The organism is Oerskovia enterophila, assembly GCF_044748475.1.
Lineage (GTDB): Bacteria > Actinomycetota > Actinomycetes > Actinomycetales > Cellulomonadaceae > Oerskovia > Oerskovia enterophila.
Genome location: NZ_JBIVFZ010000003.1, coordinates 299,158 through 316,786, shown reverse-complemented (window position 1 = coordinate 316,786; position 17,629 = coordinate 299,158). Strand labels below are relative to the sequence as shown.

10 protein-coding genes are annotated in these 17,629 nt (G+C 72.0%); 3 read left to right on the top strand and 7 right to left on the bottom strand.

Annotated features, from left to right (window positions below):
• The first annotated feature begins 166 nt into the window (after positions 1-166).
• Positions 167-7,639: a DUF5979 domain-containing protein gene (locus tag ACIPWA_RS10765; protein ID WP_400290068.1), complete on the top strand. Its 7,473-nt coding sequence runs from the start codon at positions 167-169 to the stop codon at positions 7,637-7,639.
• 141 nt (positions 7,640-7,780) lie between these two features.
• Here the strand turns inward: ACIPWA_RS10765 and glnA are convergent, their stop codons facing one another.
• Positions 7,781-9,205 carry a type I glutamate--ammonia ligase gene (glnA, locus tag ACIPWA_RS10760; protein ID WP_068708775.1) on the bottom strand — a complete coding sequence of 475 codons (1,425 nt, stop codon included), beginning with the start codon at positions 9,203-9,205 and terminating at the stop codon, positions 7,781-7,783.
• Between the two features lie 215 nt (positions 9,206-9,420).
• On the opposite strand from glnA, the gene ACIPWA_RS10755 reads away from it, so the two are divergent.
• Positions 9,421-9,861, top strand: coding sequence for an RDD family protein (locus ACIPWA_RS10755; protein ID WP_056763483.1), 441 nt, complete (start codon positions 9,421-9,423; stop codon positions 9,859-9,861).
• Positions 9,862-9,951: 90 nt separating this feature from the next.
• Here ACIPWA_RS10755 and ACIPWA_RS10750 read toward each other — a convergent pair whose 3' ends face one another.
• From ACIPWA_RS10750 to ACIPWA_RS10725, 6 genes are all read right to left on the bottom strand, one after another.
• A complete protein-coding gene (locus ACIPWA_RS10750) occupies positions 9,952-10,602 on the bottom strand; it encodes a class I SAM-dependent methyltransferase (RefSeq protein ID WP_400290065.1) in 651 nt (216 codons plus the stop codon).
• 108 nt (positions 10,603-10,710) lie between these two features.
• The gene (locus ACIPWA_RS10745; RefSeq protein WP_068625907.1) at positions 10,711-11,442 is read right to left on the bottom strand and encodes a DUF4191 domain-containing protein; all 732 of its coding nucleotides are present in this window, start codon (positions 11,440-11,442) and stop codon (positions 10,711-10,713) included.
• Between the two features lie 155 nt (positions 11,443-11,597).
• Positions 11,598-12,599, bottom strand: a complete 1,002-nt coding sequence (lipA, locus tag ACIPWA_RS10740; protein ID WP_056651175.1) for a lipoyl synthase — start codon at positions 12,597-12,599, stop codon at positions 11,598-11,600.
• A 64-nt stretch (positions 12,600-12,663) separates the two neighbouring features.
• A complete protein-coding gene (locus tag ACIPWA_RS10735; RefSeq protein WP_400290063.1) occupies positions 12,664-14,031 on the bottom strand; it encodes an MFS transporter in 1,368 nt (455 codons plus the stop codon).
• A 100-nt stretch (positions 14,032-14,131) separates the two neighbouring features.
• Entirely contained in the window at positions 14,132-14,794 is a 663-nt protein-coding gene (gene lipB / locus ACIPWA_RS10730; RefSeq protein ID WP_400290061.1) for a lipoyl(octanoyl) transferase LipB, read from the bottom strand.
• Positions 14,795-14,803: 9 nt separating this feature from the next.
• A complete protein-coding gene (locus ACIPWA_RS10725; RefSeq protein ID WP_400290059.1) occupies positions 14,804-15,241 on the bottom strand; it encodes a MarR family winged helix-turn-helix transcriptional regulator in 438 nt (145 codons plus the stop codon).
• Positions 15,242-15,292: 51 nt separating this feature from the next.
• On the opposite strand from ACIPWA_RS10725, the gene ACIPWA_RS10720 reads away from it, so the two are divergent.
• Positions 15,293-17,590, top strand: a complete 2,298-nt coding sequence (locus tag ACIPWA_RS10720) for an MMPL family transporter (protein WP_400290057.1) — start codon at positions 15,293-15,295, stop codon at positions 17,588-17,590.
• The last annotated feature ends 39 nt before the right edge of the window (positions 17,591-17,629 follow it).

Here is a 17,629-nt window from a genome sequence, read left to right as displayed (position 1 = left end):
GCGATGCACGGGGCAGAGGTGCTGTCGGCACGACAGGTTCGAGCGAGGCACGAGGACAAGCGTCCGACGGACGAGCGGAGGCATCGGGATGGGGAGCGGAGGCATCGGGATGGGGAACGAGCGATCGAGGCATCGTCGGACCGGTCGGGCCGGGCAGCGGTGGTCCGTGCGGGCCCGCCGGGCCTGGGCGGCCACCGGTGCCGTCCTGCTGGCCCTGCCGTTGGCCCTCGTCCCCGCGATCCCTGCGGCCGCCGCCGACTGGGGCATCAGCAAGCAGGAGGTCTCGCAAGGCCCCTACGAGCCCGGCGACGACGTCCAGTGGATCATCACGGTCTCCTGCTCGGACCCCAACGCCGACCCGTGCAACAACGCGGTGCTCACCGACCCGCTGCCCGACGGCATCGACCTCGTCTCCGCGTCGATCCAGTCCGGCCCGGCGGGCGGCGAGATCGACGCCGACACCGGTACGAACACGGTCACCTACACGAACCCCCAGGTCTCCAACGGCGCACAGGCGCAGATCATCGTCAACGCCCGGGTGTCCCCAGACCTGCCGTACAGCGCTGACGGCGTGCCGATCACCAACACCGCGACCGTCGTGGCCGACAACGCGGGGCAGCAGCAGGCCTCCGACGCGATCACCCCGGTCGTGCCACTCGTGCTCGCCTCGACGACGACCAAGTCGATCGACCCGCCGGGGGCGCTCGCGGCCCCGGGGACCACCGCGACCATGACGATCGGCGCGACCAACACCTCGAACGACCCCGTCGACACCCTGGTCCTCCAGGACCCCGTCGACCCCACGGCCAGCCCGAACCCGTTCACGTACCTCGAGTACACGGGGACGGGCGCGGTCGAGCTCCCTCCGAACGCCGACACCGTGACCACGCAGTACTGGGACGGCGACTCGTGGGAGACGCTCGACGACTCGGTCGACCCCGCGACCGTGCAGGGCGTGCGCTACACGTTCAGCGGCGACATCCAGCCTGGTGCGACCGCGAGCGTGCCCGTGCAGGTGCAGCAGAGGGACTCGGTCGACGACCTCACGGACGCCACCACGATCACCAACGACACGTCGTCGTACGTCACGCACACGGGCGGGCAGTCCACCGCCACCACGGCGAGCGACACGTACGTCATCACCCCGCCGGACAACAGCGTCACGGCGTCCAAGAGCTTCTCGCCGACGACCGTGTCCGCGGGCGACCCGACGACCGTCACGATCGGGGCCACCAGCACGGGGACCGCCGTCGACTCTCTGACGATCACCGAGCCCGCCCCCGGGACCGACAACCCGTTCGAGGGCGACGACCCCTTGACCTTCACCGGGTTCGGGCCGACGGGGGACGGCACGGGAGTGCAGTGGCCCTCGGGCGCGAACGGCGCGACCGTGACGTTCACGTGCGTCGACGGTTCGACCCCCGAGGTCGACGCGACCGCCCCGAACACGCTCCCGAACCCCCCGGACGGGTGCGTCGTGGTCGGCTTCACCGTGGTCTTCACGGGCGACCTGCCGACCGGGGCCGCCGCCTCGATCCCGTTCACGGCCGACACGGACCCCGACCAGACGACCGACGACGTCACGCACACCAACACCATCGAGGCCACGGTGCCGAGCGCCGACCCGGCCACGGCCCCCGCAGACCTCGTGACCCTGGTCGACCGGTTGGCGACGAGCACGGACAAGCTCATGTCGCCGTCGACGATCCCCGCGGTCCCGGGGCAGTCCGTGATCGTGCAGCTCCCGAGCCAGCTCCTGCCGTTCGGACCGGACGGGTCGACGGCGAACGCGGACCAGGTCGTCGTCCAGGACCCGACCGACCCGGCGAACCCCGGTGAGTTCTGGTCGAACTTCACCGCGACCGCGGTGCGCACGACAGACGTGCCCGCCGGCTCGACCCTGACGGTCAACTACTGGAACGGCAGCGCCTGGGTGCCCGCGCCGGCGTGCGGGCCGTACACGGGCCCGGCGACCGTGAGCTGCGAGCTTCCCGCAGGCGCCCAGGGCGTCCAGTTCGTCTACGACTCGACCGGCGACGGCTTCCCGCCCGGCACGCAGTTCCAGCCCAACTTCACGGCCGACTACACGGGCCCGGCCGACCGTGACACCCCGATCGAGAACTGCGGCGCGTCGAGCGCGTCGTCGGGCACGGTGGCCCCGACCCCGCCCGCGCAGGGCTGCGCCTCGGTCGACCCCTTCCCCGTGGACGGGCCGGGTGCTCTCGAGTTCGTCACCAAGGACTTCCTCGGCGGCACCCCGCCCAGCGTGCTCGCCCGCTCGGACGACCAGGTCACGGCGCAGATCACCTGGTCGACCAACGGCTTCTCGGGCGTCGACCCGATGGTGATCTCGGACATCGCCGACCCGCAGAGCACCCCGATCGCGGGCTCGTTCTACGACGCGTTCGACCTCGTGCGGGTCGAGGCGATCGACACCGCGACCGACCCGCTGATCTCCTACGACCAGGTGACGGGCGTCGAGCTCTTCATCGGGGGTACGTGGGTTCCCGCGAGCGGCGACCCGTGCCCGTGCGTGGGGTCGTTCCCGGGGTACACCCTGTCTCCCGAGGAGCAGGCGTCGGCGACGTCGGTGCGCCTGACCTACGAGGAGTCGCCCGACCGCACCACGACCGGGGACCCGACCGCTCCGCAGCCCGGTGACGGCGTGGCGCGATCGACGCTCGCGGACGGTCGTCACCTCGACCTGACCTTCCAGGTGCGGGACGACAAGCGCTCCGACCCGAGCGCCCCGGTGCTGGGCTCGACCCACGGCACGCTCTACAACTCGACGGACCCCGGGATCGTCCTGGACACCGTGCGCGCCACGGGGACGTTCGACACGAACCAGTACACGGACACCGACACGGCCGACGTGCTGATCATCGACCAGCCCCTCAACGTGACCATCGCCAAGGACTGGACCGGCGGTCCCATCTCGGTGCCGCCGTCGGACACCCCGGCGCAGTTCTACCCGACGACCGACGTGACCATCGCGGGGACCAACGCCTCGGCCGCGAAGGTGAGCCAGCTCCGGCTGGTCGAGCCGGGCATCGCGACCTCGGGCGACGTGCAGACGGCGCCCGGGACCAAGCCGTTCGACGCGTTCACCCTGCGGGCGATCACCCTGGAGCCCCCGGAGGGCGCGGAGACGACGACCGTCACGCTCACCTACCTGGGGGGCTCGACCGCGAGCTTCACCGAGGCAGAGGCGGAGGCGCTCGGCACGGGCGACCTGGCCGACGTCGTCGGCGTCGTGACCTCGTTCGACGGCCTCGTGGCGCCCGGCGCGACCGGCAGCATGGACCTCACGCTGCAGCTGCGCGAGAACGACCGCTACACCCAGGCGCCCGTCACGGTCGCCGGGTACAGCCCGGTGCCGGACGGGGCGGTCGCGACGATCGCCGACCCGGGCGGTACCGACCAGGACGTCCGGCTCGCGTACGACGACGCGAGCATGGTCCTGCAGGACGCGGGGATCGCGCTCGACGTCGGCAAGACCTTCGACCCGACGCAGATCGTCGAGCCGGGCACCGGCCCGGTGACGATGACACTCAGCGGACAGCCCCTCGGGCCGTCGCGCGCGGTCGAGATGGTCCTCGTCGACGACGACCCCCGGTTCTGGAACCAGTACGACTTCGACGCGTTCGCGGGCGCCGCGCTCACCGCGCCCATCCAGCAGGTGCGCGTCGACGCCTTCACCGGTGGCGAGTTCGTGACGGGACCCGGTGGCGTCGTGGTGAACGGTGGCTCCTGGGTCCTGGGCGACGAGGTCGCAACGTTCGCGCTGCCCGACGGCGTGTCCCCGGCCGACGTGCAGGGCCTGCGGTTCACGTTCAGCCGGACCGACGGGTCGATCTGGGAGAACCCCGCGAACCCGACGCAGACCGTCCCGGTCTCGGTCGAACGTCGGGACCAGATGCGCACGGGGGGGCCGGTCCTGACGGACCTCGCGGCCAACGCGCCGGCCCCGGGCGAGAGCGCCCCCGGCGTCGCGACCAACACCGTGGACGGCACCGTGACGGGGGCGGACCTCGTCGTGGACCCGGGGTCCGGCGACCTGGTCCCCGTCTCGGCGACCGACGACGACACGGAACCGCTCGTCTACGCGCACGCCACCAACGGGGTCACGGTGGTCAAGGCGTTCGAGGGCGTCGTCTCCGGCGGGACCCAGCCGCCCGACGGGACCTTCCCGATGAGCATCGCCGTGACGAACACCGGCAACCGGGCGATCGGCGAGCTCGTGGTCGACGACGCCCCGATGCCGACCGACGCCCAGGGCGCCCAGCTCCGGCTGGCCGACGTGGACGATCCCTACTCCTACCTGCTGACCGGTCCGCCGCCGGCCCCAGCGGAAGGCGACCCCCTGCCCACCGAACCCGACGAGGTGACGGTCACCCAGACCGGTGACCTCCTCGGGCTCCGGTTCGCCTTCCCCGAGGGGACGGTGCTCGGGGTCGGTCAGACCTACACGATCACCGTCCTGGTGCAGTTCCGTGTGGGGCTCGCCCCGCAGACCCTGGTGACGAACACCGCGGGCGCGACGGCAGACAGGCCGTGGGACCAGTGTCAGGCCCGGCTCGACGCGCAGACGGGCGCGTGCGAGGCGGACGCCGACGTGACGCCGATCCCCGCGGGCGTCCTCGCGCAGTCCAAGCTCGTGCGGGCGACGAACGACGACGCGCTCGACGTCATCGTGGACCCTGCGTACACGGGCCCGCCGGTCGAGTGCACGCCGTTCCCGACGGGGCTCTATGCCTACCCGTGCACGCCGGTCATCGCGCCAGGGCACGAGGAGACGTGGCACGTACGCATCGACAACGTCGGCAACCTGCCGATGGACAAGATCGTGACCTACGACCGGCTCCCAGCAGTCGGGGACACCGGGTCCTCCTCGTCGACGTCGCCGCGCGGGTCGCAGTGGACGCCCATCCTCACGAACGACCCGCCGCCCCAGCTCGTCAACGCTCCGGAAGGCAGCACCGCGTCGTTCTACTACACGACGGCCGTGGACTACTGCATGGACGATCTCACGGACCCGCTGGCCGAGCCGGTCTGCCCGACGGACGACCCGGCGACTGGCTGGGTCCTGCTGACGGGGACCGAGGACGCGGCGCTGCTCGCGACGGTCACGGCGCTGAAGTTCGTCATCACCTTCCCTGAAGCCGACCCCTTCCAGCCAGGGGAGTACATCGCGATCGAGGGCACGACACTGACCCCGGCCCTTGCGCCCGAGGCCGGCGACCGGTCGATCGCGTGGAACTCCGCCGCGGCCTCCGCCGTCGTCGTGACGCCGCAGGGCAGCCTCAACCTGCTGCCCACCGAGGGCACCAAGGTCGGTGTGGCCACGGCGACCGGGTCGCTCGAGGTGATCAAGCGGGTCGCCGGAGCAGGAGCGGCGAACGCCCCGGCTACGTTCGACCTGTTCGTCCAGTGCACGTCGGCACCGGGCACGCCGGTGGAGACGGTGCTGGACCCGATCCCGATCACGGTGGCTCGTGACACGCCGTTCACCGTGTCGAACTTGCCGTACGGGGCCGAGTGCACCCTCACCGAGGACGGCTCCAACGGCCAGACCGAGCTGATCGTCGACACCGTGACGATCGGCGAGTCGCCGGACGTCACCACGATCACCGCGCTCAACCGCTACGACCTCGCAAGCATCGAGGTGTCCAAGGACGTCGTGACGGACGCGGAGGACCAGGACGGTCAGGCGGTGCCGTTCGGTCCGTTCGAGGTCACGGTCGACTGCAGCTTCCTCGGCGAGCCGGTGTACGCGACCGGCTACGGACCCGACGACCCCATGGTCGTCGAGATCGAGGACGGCCAGACGGTCGAGCTCGACGGGCTGCCCGTGGGGGCCGTCTGCACGGTCGAGGAGACCGGGACGGGCAACGCCTCGTCCGTCACCATCACGGTGACGCAGCAGGCGAGCCCGCCCGTGACCACGCCCGGAGCGTCCACGACGCTCACGCTCGGCGCCGACACCGACGCGGGGGAGAGCACCAACGACGTCGTGCTCACCAACACCTACGACGTCGGCGGGCTCGACCTCCTCAAGGTCGTCGATGGCCAGGGCGCGCCCACCTACGGGGCCGGGCCGTTCACCCTCGCGGTGCGCTGCACGTTCGACGACGACGGCACGGGGCCGGGCGCCCCGCGCGTCGTCTACGACGACACGGTCGTGCTCGGCGCGGGGGCGCCCCTCGAGGCGCAGGTCGCCAACCTGCCCGCGGGCGCGGTGTGCGACGTGACCGAGCCCGACGACGGCGGCGCGACGTCGACGTCGATCGACCCCAGCCCGGTCACCGTGGCTGCAGGAGCCACCGTGACGGTCACGGCGACCAACACGTTCGACGTCGGCGCCGTCATGGTGGACAAGGTCGTCGACGGCGAGGGCGCCGAGCTCTACGGCGCAGGCCCGTTCACCGTGACTCTCGCGTGCAGCGCCGACGGCGAGCCGCTGGCCGTCCCCGGCGGTCCGACGCGCGTGCTCGTGCCGGGGACGCCGGTCGTCTACGACGACCTGCCCGTCGGTGCGGCCTGCAAGGTCACAGAGACCGAGGACGGCGGTGCGTCCGCGTCGACCATGACCGTCACGGTCGACGGCGGCGAGCCCGTCGAGACCGACGGTCCCTCGGCCGACGTCGTCGTGACGCCCGTCGACGCCCAGGGGGTGCCCACCACGGTGGGAGTCGTCGCGACGAACACCTTCGACCTCGGTGCGCTCGTGGTCGACAAGGTCGTCGGCGGCGAGGGGGCCGCGCTCTACGGGGCCGGTCCGTTCGAGGTGTCGCTCACGTGCGCCTTCGAGGGGGAGGCGATCGAGATCCCCGGCGGCGCCGCGCGCGAGCTCGTGCCCGGCGACCCCGTGACGTACGACGGCCTGCCCGTCGGTGCGCTGTGCGAGGTCGCCGAGACGGCGACGGGCGGTGCGACCGTCTCGACGCTCTCCTCCGTCGGAGAGGGTGAGCCGGGCTCCGTCGTCGTCCCGACGGGCGACGCCGGCAGCGTGACCGTGACCAACACGTTCGACGTCGGCGAGGTCCGGGTCGTCAAGACGCTGTCCGGCGCCGACGCCGCCGAGCACCGTGGGGACGTCTTCACCGTCTCGCTCACGTGCACCCGGGACGTCGACGGCGTCCCCGTCGACGTCGAGATCCCCGGCGGTCCGACGCGCACCCTCTCGGCGTCCGACGACTGGGTCGCGGTGTACGAGGACCTGCCCCAGGGAGCCGCTTGCGTCGTGACCGAGACGGACGCGGGCAGCGCGGACACGGTCCAGATCGTCGTCGACGGCGAGAGCACGCTCACGGACCCGGCGGCGGCCGTCCCGGAGTCGGTCGAGTTCGCCCTTCCCGTGGGACCCGACGTCTGTGAACCTGTCGAGGTCGTCAACACGTGGTCGCCGACGAGCGGTGGCACGGCGGGCGGCATGGGTGGCGGGATGGTGGTCGGCGGCGCCTTGACGACGGTCCTCTCGCCCGCCGAGGTGGCGGTCGCGGCGGGCTGCGACGGTTCGGCCACCGACGGTGCGCTGTCCGCGACCGGTATCGACCTGGCCCGGGCCGGAGCCTTGGTCGCGATCCTGCTCGTGCTCGGTACGACCGCTCTGGTCGTGGCGCGTCGCCGCGAGGCGTAGCCCGCGGGCCGAGTCGTCGGGCCCGGCTCGCGTGCCACCTCGTCGCGCAGAAACAGCACGGCACCCCGACCGCCACGAGGGCGGCCGGGGTGCCGGCGCATCGATTCAGCAGCTCAGCGCGGGTGCGGTGAGCGGGACCGATCAGAGGTCGTAGTAGAGCTCGAACTCGTGCGGGTGCGGGCGCAGACGGATCGGGTCCACCTCGTGCTCGCGCTTGTAGGCGATCCACGTCTCGATGAGGTCGGGCGTGAAGACATCCCCGACGGTCAGGAAGTCGTGGTCGGCCTCGAGGGCGTCGAGAGCCTCCTCGAGCGACGCGGGCACCTGCTGGATCGCGGCGTGCTCCTCGGGGGGCAGCTCGTACAGGTCCTTGTCGACCGGCTCCGGCGGCTCGATACGGTTCTTGATGCCGTCGATGCCCGCGAGCAGCTGCGCCGCGAACGCCAGGTAGGGGTTGGCCGTCGGGTCCGGGACGCGGAACTCGACGCGCTTCGCTTTGGGGTTGTTGCCCGTCACGGGGATACGGATGCACGCGGAGCGGTTGCGTGCCGAGTAGACCAGGTTGACGGGGGCCTCGTAGCCGGGCACCAGGCGACGGTAGGAGTTGACCGACGGGTTGGTGAACGCGAGCAGCGCGGGCGCGTGCTTGAGGAGGCCGCCGATGTACCAGCGAGCGAGGTCGGACAGGCCGCCGTAGCCCTTCTCGTCGTAGAAGAGGGGCTCGCCGTCCTTCCAGAGCGACTGGTGCGAGTGCATGCCCGAGCCGTTGTCACCGAAGATCGGCTTCGGCATGAAGGTCGCGGACTTGCCGGCCTCCCAGGCGACGTTCTTGATGACGTACTTGAACTTCATCAGGTCGTCGGCCGCTGCGGTGAGCGTCGAGAAGCGGTAGTTGATCTCCTGCTGTCCGGCGGTGCCCACCTCGTGGTGCGCGCGCTCGACGTCCAGGCCGACCTGGTCGAGGACTGCGCACATCTCGTCGCGCAGGTCGGCCATCTGGTCGTTGGGGGAGACGGGGAAGTAGCCACCCTTGTAGCGGGTCTTGTAGCCGAGGTTGCCACCCTCCTCGGCGCGGCCGGTGTTCCAGGCCGCTTCCTTGGAGTCGAGGTGGTAGTACGACTCGTTCTGGCTCGTCTTGAACCGGACGTCGTCGAAGATGTAGAACTCGGCCTCGGGGGCGAAGAACGCGGTGTCGGCGATGCCGGTGCTGCGCAGGTACGCCTCGGCCTTGAAGGCCACGTTGCGCGGGTCGCGGGAGTACGCCTCGTCGGTGAAGGGGTCCACGATCGAGAAGTTCACGATGAGCGTCTTGCGCTTGCGGAACGGGTCGATGTAGGCGGTCGTGACGTCAGGGATGAGCTTCATGTCCGACTCGTGGATCGCCTGGAAGCCGCGGATCGAGGACCCGTCGAACATCATGCCGTCCGTGAAGGCGGACTCGGCGAACTGCGAGATCGGGATGTTGAAGTGCTGCATGACGCCCGGCAGGTCGCAGAACCGGACGTCGACGAACTCGACGCCCTCGTTCCGGGTGAAGGCGATTGCCTCCTCCGCGTTCTTGAACATCCGTAACTCCTTGGTAGTGGGTCCTCTGGCCGTACCTCCAGTGGCGCCTCGAACCTAGGCCCCGGGGATTTCCCCACCGTGTACCGAGTGTTTCGTCCGTGTTACACAGCGTCCTGTCGTGTGACATCGGCGCGACGGTGCGTGGTGGGGGACCCCGAACCAGGACAAGCCGGTCAGGCGCCGGAACCTCGCTCGCCGACACGTAGGCTGGGGCCGTGGTGTCGCGTGAAGATGTGGGTTCCTGGCTCGAGGGTACGCCGACCGGTGGGGAGGACGGCCGAGGCGGCCGCCTCGGCCTGCCGCCCGACGGTCCCGGCTCGATGGCGACGGTCGGGCGCAGGGTCGTCGCGCTGTGCATCGACTGGCTGCTCAGCATGCTCATCAGCTACCTGGTGTTCGACGCGAACTCGATGGCGACGCTCGGTGTGTTCGCGGTCGAGAACCTGCTCCTGGTGAGCACGCTCGGCTACACGGTCGGGCACCGGGTCCTGGGCCTGCAGGTGAGGGTCCTGGGCGGCGAGGGGCGCATGGTCGGTCTGTGGCGCGGGTTCGTGCGCACGGTCCTGCTGTGCCTGGTCGTCCCGGCCGTGGTGTGGGACGGCGACGGGCGCGGCATGCACGACAAGGCAGCGGGCACGGTCATCGTCCGCGCCTGACCCGGCCCGTCTCCCGGCCCCAGGGCGCCCCGTGCGCCGCTGGTGACGCCCGGGAGGCTCCCGGTCCAACGTCACCGTGGCCCGACGCCGTCACGACCCCTGGCGTACCCGCTCGCCCTGGTCCCCGCTCGCCGCGGGCGCGCGCCACACGAGCGTGTACCGCCAGTAGAGGCGCCGTCGCAGGCGTGCCCCCGGCAGGATCTCGCGGGCTGCCGCGCGCAGCTCGGCGTGGCTCGTGGTGACCGCGGCGATCGGTGACCCGTGCTCCCACTCGCCGCGACGCCGTCGGGCGATGCCGGCCGCAGGGATCGCGGCTGCGCTGACCGCGTGGTCCCACGCCGTGCGGGGCCGGGTGAGGCCCACGACCGCGAGCGTGCCTCCCGGCGCGACCAGCGCGCGCAGCCTCCGCAGCCCCTCGTCGAGCGGGAGGTGGTGCAGGGTCGCGACCGTCGTGACGAGGTCGAACGGCTCGGCGAGGCCGGGCAGCGGGGAGAGGACGTCGCCCGCGACGTAGTCGAGCCCGGTCGCCTCGGGCGGTCCGCCCGCCGCTGCCCGCGCACGCTCGACCTGGTCCTGGTCGAGGTCGATCCCCAGGACACGCCTCGCACCGGCCGCCCGCAGGCGACGGGTCAGGAGCCCCTCACCGCACCCGACGTCCAGGGCCGTGCGCGTCCCGGGGCCCACGAGGCGTGTGAGGTCGGGGTGGTAGTGGGTGCTGTGGTTCCAGAACGGGTCGCTCACGGTGCTCCTCCGGCGTCGTCGGCGCAGGGTGTCGGCGATGGTTCGGCAACGCGGACAGCCCGCCGACAGACGGGCTGTCGACGGGCTGCGGGTGCGGTGCGCGCGGGCTCAGCGCCCGCGCATGCCCTTGCGGTCGGGGCGTGCACGCGTGGGGTCGATCCCCTTGGGGATGGGGAGCTTGGCGCCACCCAGCGCCCGCAGGCGCTTGCTGACCTCCGCCACCTCCGGCTTGGTGAGCGTCGGGCGCAGCTTCTGGACCTGGCGCGCGAGCTTCTTGAGCGGCACCTGGTCCTCGCCGTTGCCGCACTGGATCGTGGTGACCGGGACGTTCGGCAGCACGCGCGTGATGCGACGCTTCTCGGCGTCGAGCAGCTTGCTCACACGGTGCGAGGGGCCCTCGCCGACGAGGACCACGCCGGCGCGGCCGATGCCACGGAAGACGAGGTCCTGCTGGGGGTTCAGGGCGACGGGCTCGTCGTCGAACGTCCAGCCGCGGCGGATCGTGCCGAGCGCGGCGCGGGCCGCGCCGGGCTGGCCGTCGATGCGGCTGTAGGCAGCCGTCTCGGCGCGACGGGTCAGGACGAACAGCGAGCCGAGGAACGCGAACGGCAGACCCACGATGAGCGTGTAGACCCAGGGGCCCCACGCCAGCCCGATCCCGATCGCGACGGCGAGGATGCCGACGAACACGGCGAGCATGATCCACGTGACCGCCGGGTCCTCGGTGCGCGTCATCTTGTACGCGTCCCAGACCTGGTGATACCAGCGCTGCTTCTTCTGCTTCTTCGGCTTGGTGCCGTCGACCCCGGTCGAGGGGTCGGTGCTCTTGTTGCGGGCCATGGTGCCTCAGTCTAGTGGTGGCGGAGAGTGCTCCGGTGAAGGGGCGAGGACGGCGGCGAGCCGGACCCCGCCCCACGATTCTCTCGCACGACGGCGGGAGGACGGGAGCGGGGACCGGCCCGGGGACGAGCGGTGTCGAACGGTCCTGCGGGGGATCAGCGGGCCAGCAGGCTCGCTGCCTCCTGACGGGAGGTGCGCGGCTCGGCCAGGTGGGCGAGCGCGGCGGGGATCTCCATGCCACGACGCTTCATGGCCTGGCCCCACAGCCGGCCTGCACGGTACGACGACCGCACGAGCGGACCGGACATGACGCCGAGGAAACCGATGCGCTCTGCCTCGTCGGAGAGCTCGACGAACTCCTCGGGCTTGACCCAGCGCGCGACCGGGTGGTGGCGCAGCGACGGGCGCAGGTACTGCGTGATGGTGATGAGGTCGCAGCCCGCGTCGTGGAGGTCCTGCAGGGCCTCCTTGGCCTCGTCGATCGTCTCGCCCATGCCGAGGATGATGTTCGACTTGGTCACGAGGCCGGCCTCGCGGGCCCGCGTGATGACGGACAGCGAGCGGTCGTACCGGAAGCCCGGGCGGATCTCCTTGAAGATGCGCGGCACGGTCTCCACGTTGTGCGCGAGCACCTCGGGGCGGGACTCGTTGACCGCGTCGAGCAGCTCGGGGATCGCGTTGAAGTCCGGGATGAGCAGCTCGACGCCCGTACCGGGGTTGAGCGCGTGGATCTGGCGGACGGTCTCCGCGTAGAGCCACGCGCCGCCGTCGGCCAGGTCGTCGCGGGCCACGCCCGTGATGGTCGAGTAGCGCAGACCCATGGCCTGGACCGACTCGGCGACGCGGCGCGGCTCGTCCGCGTCGAAGTCGGCGGGCTTGCCCGTGTCGATCTGGCAGAAGTCGCAGCGACGCGTGCACTGGTCACCGCCGATGAGGAACGTGGCCTCGCGGTCCTCCCAGCACTCGAAGATGTTGGGACAGCCCGCCTCCTCGCAGACCGTGTGCAGGCCCTCCTTGCGCACGAGGCCCTTGAGCTCGGTGTACTCGGGTCCCATGGTCGCCCGGGTCTTGATCCACTCGGGCTTCTTCTCGATGGGTGTCGCAGCGTTGCGGGCCTCGACCCGCAGCATGCGCCGCCCTTCAGGTGCGATCGTCACGCGGTCTCTCCCAGTCCGTGGTGGGCGGTGGCCCCCTGGAGTCGTGCCCGGTATCGGGTGAAAGTCAGCGTACGCCAGGAGCCGCGGAGGGTGCCGGAGCGTCCACCGGTGCCGGACGTGACCTGAGCGACAGTCCCGTGACCACGAGCAGCGCGGCGGCGATCGCGGGCAGCGCGAACGCGGCTGCGGTCCCGACCCCCTCGGCGACCTGGCCGCCGACGCTCGCGCCGACGGCCACACCGACGACGTTCGCGCTCGCGAGCATCGTCATGGCGGCCCCGCTGCGGCTCGTGGGGCTCAGGTCTCCGCCGACCGTGAAGATCGTGACCATGACGGGACCCACGAACAGGCCCAGGAGCGCGAGAGCGCCGATGAGGGTGCCGAGGGACCCGCTGCCGCCTGCGACGAACGTCAGGACGGCCGCGACGGTCAGGCCCGACGCGAAGGCCACCCAGCGCGAGCGCGCACCGAAGCGGGCCGGCAGCGCCACGACGGCCAGGGCCGTGATCGCCGAACCGAAGCCCAGCACGGCGTAGACGAGGCCCGCCTGCGACTCGGACCCCGCGTCGCGCATGAACGACGTGACGGCCGTCTGGGTGCTGCCGAAGAGCATGCCCATGGCGAGCATGCCGAGCACGGGCACCAGGACCCGGCGCAGGAGCCCTGCGAACGAGCCGTGGGCGTCCTGCCCGGCGGCGGCCGAGGCCTCCGGGGACGGCTTGGGGGCGCCGGGGGTCGCGGTGGGGTGCAGCGCGAACGCCAGGCCGAACACCGCGCACACGCCCGCGGCGAAGAGCATCGCCGCCTGGGGCGACCAGACGCTCGCGAGGATGCCCACGAGCGCCGGCCCGAGCACGAACCCGATCTCGTCGGCCGTGGACTCGTAGCCCATCGCGGCGAGCAGGGTCCGGGGGCGGTGCTGGGTCATGGCGATCCAGCGCACGCGCGCGAGCGGTCCGACCTGCGGGGCGAACGCTCCCACGAGCGCGGCGGTTCCGAGGATGACGGCCGAGGAGGCCCCGGCGCTCGCGGCCTGGACGAGCCCCAGGACGGCCAGGACGTTGAGGGGCACGACGACGAGCAGCACCGTGCGCTGCCCGATGCGGTCCGCGAGGGTCCCCTGGGTGGGGCCACCGAGCGCCGTCCCGACGGCGGCGGCCGCGCTCGCGAGCCCGCCGAGCGCGAGCGACCCCGTGGTCGTGCTGACCAGCAGCAGCGTGCCGATCGTGATCATCGAGAACGGGAGCCGCGCCAGGAAGGCGATGGGGAGGAAGGCCTTGCCGGCCAGGCGAGGCAGCTCTCCGTACGTGGCGAGTGTCCCGCGCCGGGGCTCGACGTCGTCAGGAGCCGGAGCGGGGGAGCCGAGGGTGTCGGTCGCGGCAGGCCCGACGTCGCGCCGAGCGGGCGCGAGGGGGCTGGGAGTGCGGGTCATGAGGGTCCTTCAGGGGTCAACCGATCCGCGCACCGACCCACCCGTACTCCGGTTGCGCAAGGATTCCCTTGAGGTGAGGCCCATTCTAGCGGCGAACGCCTCAGAAGGGGAGAGGGGCCGCCTCGTGCTCCGCGAGCAGGGGCGCCAGGTGCGTGCGCAGTGCGGCGACGAGCAGCGGGGAGACCTCGTCGAGCGTGACATGGCGGCCGGTCTCGAGCGAGAGCGAGGTGACGTCGGCGTCGGCGATGCCGCACGGCACGATCCGGGAGAACTCACCGAGGTCCGGGCAGCAGTTGAGCGCGAGCCCGTGCATGGTCACGCCGCGTGCGACGCGTACCCCGATCGCGCACACCTTGCGCTCTCGCCGGGTCGGGGTCGCGGCGAGCCACACGCCGCTGCGCCCCTCGACCCGGAAGGTCTCGACGCCCAGGCTCGTGCACACGTCCATGACCGCGCCCTCGAGGGCGCGCACGTAGGCGACCACGTCGACGGGCTCGGCGAGACGGACGATCGGGTAGGCCACGAGCTGGCCCGGACCGTGCCAGGTGATCTTCCCGCCGCGGTCGACGTCGACCACGGGCGTGCCGTCGTCGGGCCGCTCCGCCCTGTTGGTGCGCCGGCCCGCGGTGTAGACGCTCGGGTGCTCCACGAGGATCACGGTGTCCGGCGCGATGCCGTCCACGACCTCCTGGTGGACCTGGCGCTGCAGGTCCCAGGCGTCCTGGTAGTCGGTCAGACCGGGCCCCTCGGTGCGGAAGTGCATGCGGTCAGGCTAGTCCTCGCCCGGGCGCGGGTGGGCCTCGACCATGGTGATGAGGATCTCACGCAGCGTGGCGATCTGGTCGTCGCTCAGGCCGCGGGTGCTGAGCTCCTCGGCAGGCCGGGGGCTCGCGGCCGCGAGCGCGACCTGGCGTCCCGGCGGGGTGATGGCCACGGCGCGTCGTCGGCGGTCGGACGGGTCGTCCTCGCGCGTGATGTACCCGGACCGCTCGAGGCGTGCCAGGACGCGGCTCATGGTCTGCTCGGTGATGTGCGACTCTGCCGCGAGCTGGCGCTGGGTCCGCGGGCCGGCGAGGAGGTGCAGCAGGACGGGCATCGAGGCGTGGTTGAGGTCCCAGCCGTCGAGGTGATGGTTCCACTCACGCTCGATCCGCCGGGTCACCGCCGACAGGAGCCGGCCGGTCGGCCAGTCCTTCGGTTCCCTGCTCACGGGGTTGGCGTCCACTTGCTTCTGAGACCTCCGTCGTCAATAGTACTCAGCATGCTGAGTAATCGCTGGAGTGGTGTGCTCCGAGGCCTGGTCATTGTCGCAGTACTCGGTGTCTGGCTGGCCATCGGCGCGATCGGGGGGCAGGCGCAGGGCAAGCTCAGCACGGTCCAGACCAACGACTCCGCGGCCTTCCTGCCCTCGAGCGCCGAGTCGACCCGAGCCGCCGAGAAGGCGCAGGCGTTCGTGTCCGACGAGAGCCTGCCCGCGCTCGTCGTCGCGGTGCCGACCGCCGGGGGAGCGGTCACGCCCGAGCAGCTCCAGCTCCTCCAGGACGTCGCTGCCGACCTGCCCGGCCTGCCCCTTCCCGGCGCCGGACCCGACGACCCCCAGACCGTCGGGGACGCGCTCACGGGGGACCCCGTCGTCGTGCCTTCGCAGGACGGGGAGGCGGCCATGATCGTCGCCTCGCTCGACGCGTCGCAGGCCTCGAACCTCATGGCCGACGACGAGCGCGTCAACAACGTCGTGGTGGCCGAGGTGCGGGCCGAGCTCGAGACCGCCCTGGCCGACTCGGGCCTGCAGGCCTGGGTCACCGGGCCCGCCGGGTTCGTCGCCGACCTGGTCAACGCGTTCGGCGGGATCGACACGGTCCTCCTGCTCGTCGCGCTCGGTGCCGTGCTCATCATCCTCGCGATCGTCTACCGCTCGCCGATCCTGCCCTTCATCGTGATCCTCACCGCGGTCTTCGCGCTGTGCCTCGCCGGCCTGGTCGTCTACCTCCTGGCCGACGCCGGCGTCCTGACGCTCAACGGTCAGGCGCAGGGCATCCTGTCGATCCTCGTCGTCGGCGCCGCGGTCGACTACTCGCTGCTCGTCGTGGCCCGCTACCGCGAGGAGCTGCGCGTCGTGCAGAGCCCGTACACCGCGGTCCGCCGGGCCCTGCGCGCCTCGATCGAACCCGTCGCGGCCTCGGCCGGGACCGTCATCGCGGGCCTGCTGTGCCTCCTGCTGTCCGACCTCGGGTCCAACCGGAGCCTCGGCCCCGTCGGGGCGATCGGCATCGCGGCAGCCTTCCTGGCCGCACTGACGCTCCTGCCTGCGATGCTCGTGCTCGGTGGCAGGCGTTCGCGCGGGATCTTCTGGCCGCAGAAGCCCACCTACGACCCCGCCGCAGCGGACGAGGGCGCGACCCCCGCGCCCGTGGCCGCGGACCCGAGCTCGCAGGCCGCCGGCGAGGGCGCGCGCGACCTCGCGCTCGCCGCGAGCCACGACGTCGAGGTGCACGTCGCGGGGCACGGGATCTGGTCCCGCGTCGCGAGCTTCGTGGGGCGCCGCGACCGGGCGGTGTGGATCGTCACGGCACTCGTGCTCGCGGGATGCGCGGCGTTCGTCCCCACGTTCCAGGCCGAGGGCACGAGCGACTCCGACGTCTTCCTCACCCAGGTCGACTCGGTCGACGGGGAGCAGGCGCTCGAGGAGCACTTCGGGGGAGTGGGCGTCCAGCCCGCGATCGTGATCGCCCCCCAGGAGGACCTCGACGCCGTGCTGCAGGCTGCGACCGGGACGGACGGCGTCGCGTCGGCCGCCGCGGTGACCGAGGCCGGCACGGGCGGGGCGCCGGGAGCCCCCGCGCAGGGCCCGCCCCTCGTGGTCGACGGTGACGTCCGCGTCGACGTCGTGACCGAGGACCCGAGCGACACCAACGCCGCGACCCAGACCGTCGCCGCGCTGCGCGACGCGGTGCACGAGGTCTCGCCCGATGCCCTCGTGGGCGGGGCGAGCGCCGAGCGGCTCGACACCCAGATCGCGGGCGACCACGACCTGCGGGTCATCGTCCCGGTCGTGCTCGTCGTGATCCTCCTGATCCTGATGCTGCTCCTGCGCTCGATCCTCGCGCCCGTCCTGCTCATGGCGGCCAACGTGCTCTCGTTCGGTGCGGCCCTGGGCGTCGCGGCCCTGGTGTTCAACCACGTGCTCGACTTCCCGGGCGCCGACCCCACCGTCCCGCTCTACGCGTTCTGCTTCCTCGTCGCGCTGGGCGTCGACTACTCGATCTTCCTCATGACGAGGGTCCGGGAGGAGTCCGGGATCATCGGCACGCGCCGCGGCACGCTGCGGGCGCTCGCGGTCACGGGCTCGGTCATCACGTCGGCGGGCGTGGTCCTGGCCGCGACCTTCGCTGCGCTCGGGGTGATCCCGCTGCTCTTCCTCGCACAGCTCGCGTTCATCGTCGCGTTCGGCGTCCTGGTGGACACCCTGATCGTCCGGAGCCTGCTCGTCCCGGCCCTGGTGCACGACGTCGGACGCGTCGTCTGGTGGCCGGGCTCGCTCCGCCGCGCCGCGCCCTGAGCCGCAGGCCCGGACGGGCCGCCTCGCGTCAGGCGGCTC

Bases quoted from the DNA above. Each gene is read 5' to 3' on its own strand.
- ACIPWA_RS10720 (WP_400290057.1), top strand. From the start codon at position 15,293: ATGCTGAGTAATCGCTGGAGTGGTGTGCTCCGAGGCCTGGTCATTGTC.
- glnA (WP_068708775.1), bottom strand. From the start codon at position 9,205: ATGTTCAAGAACGCGGAGGAGGCAATCGCCTTCACCCGGAACGAGGGC.
- lipB (WP_400290061.1), bottom strand. From the start codon at position 14,794: ATGCACTTCCGCACCGAGGGGCCCGGTCTGACCGACTACCAGGACGCC.
- ACIPWA_RS10745 (WP_068625907.1), bottom strand. From the start codon at position 11,442: ATGGCCCGCAACAAGAGCACCGACCCCTCGACCGGGGTCGACGGCACC.
- ACIPWA_RS10735 (WP_400290063.1), bottom strand. From the start codon at position 14,031: ATGACCCGCACTCCCAGCCCCCTCGCGCCCGCTCGGCGCGACGTCGGG.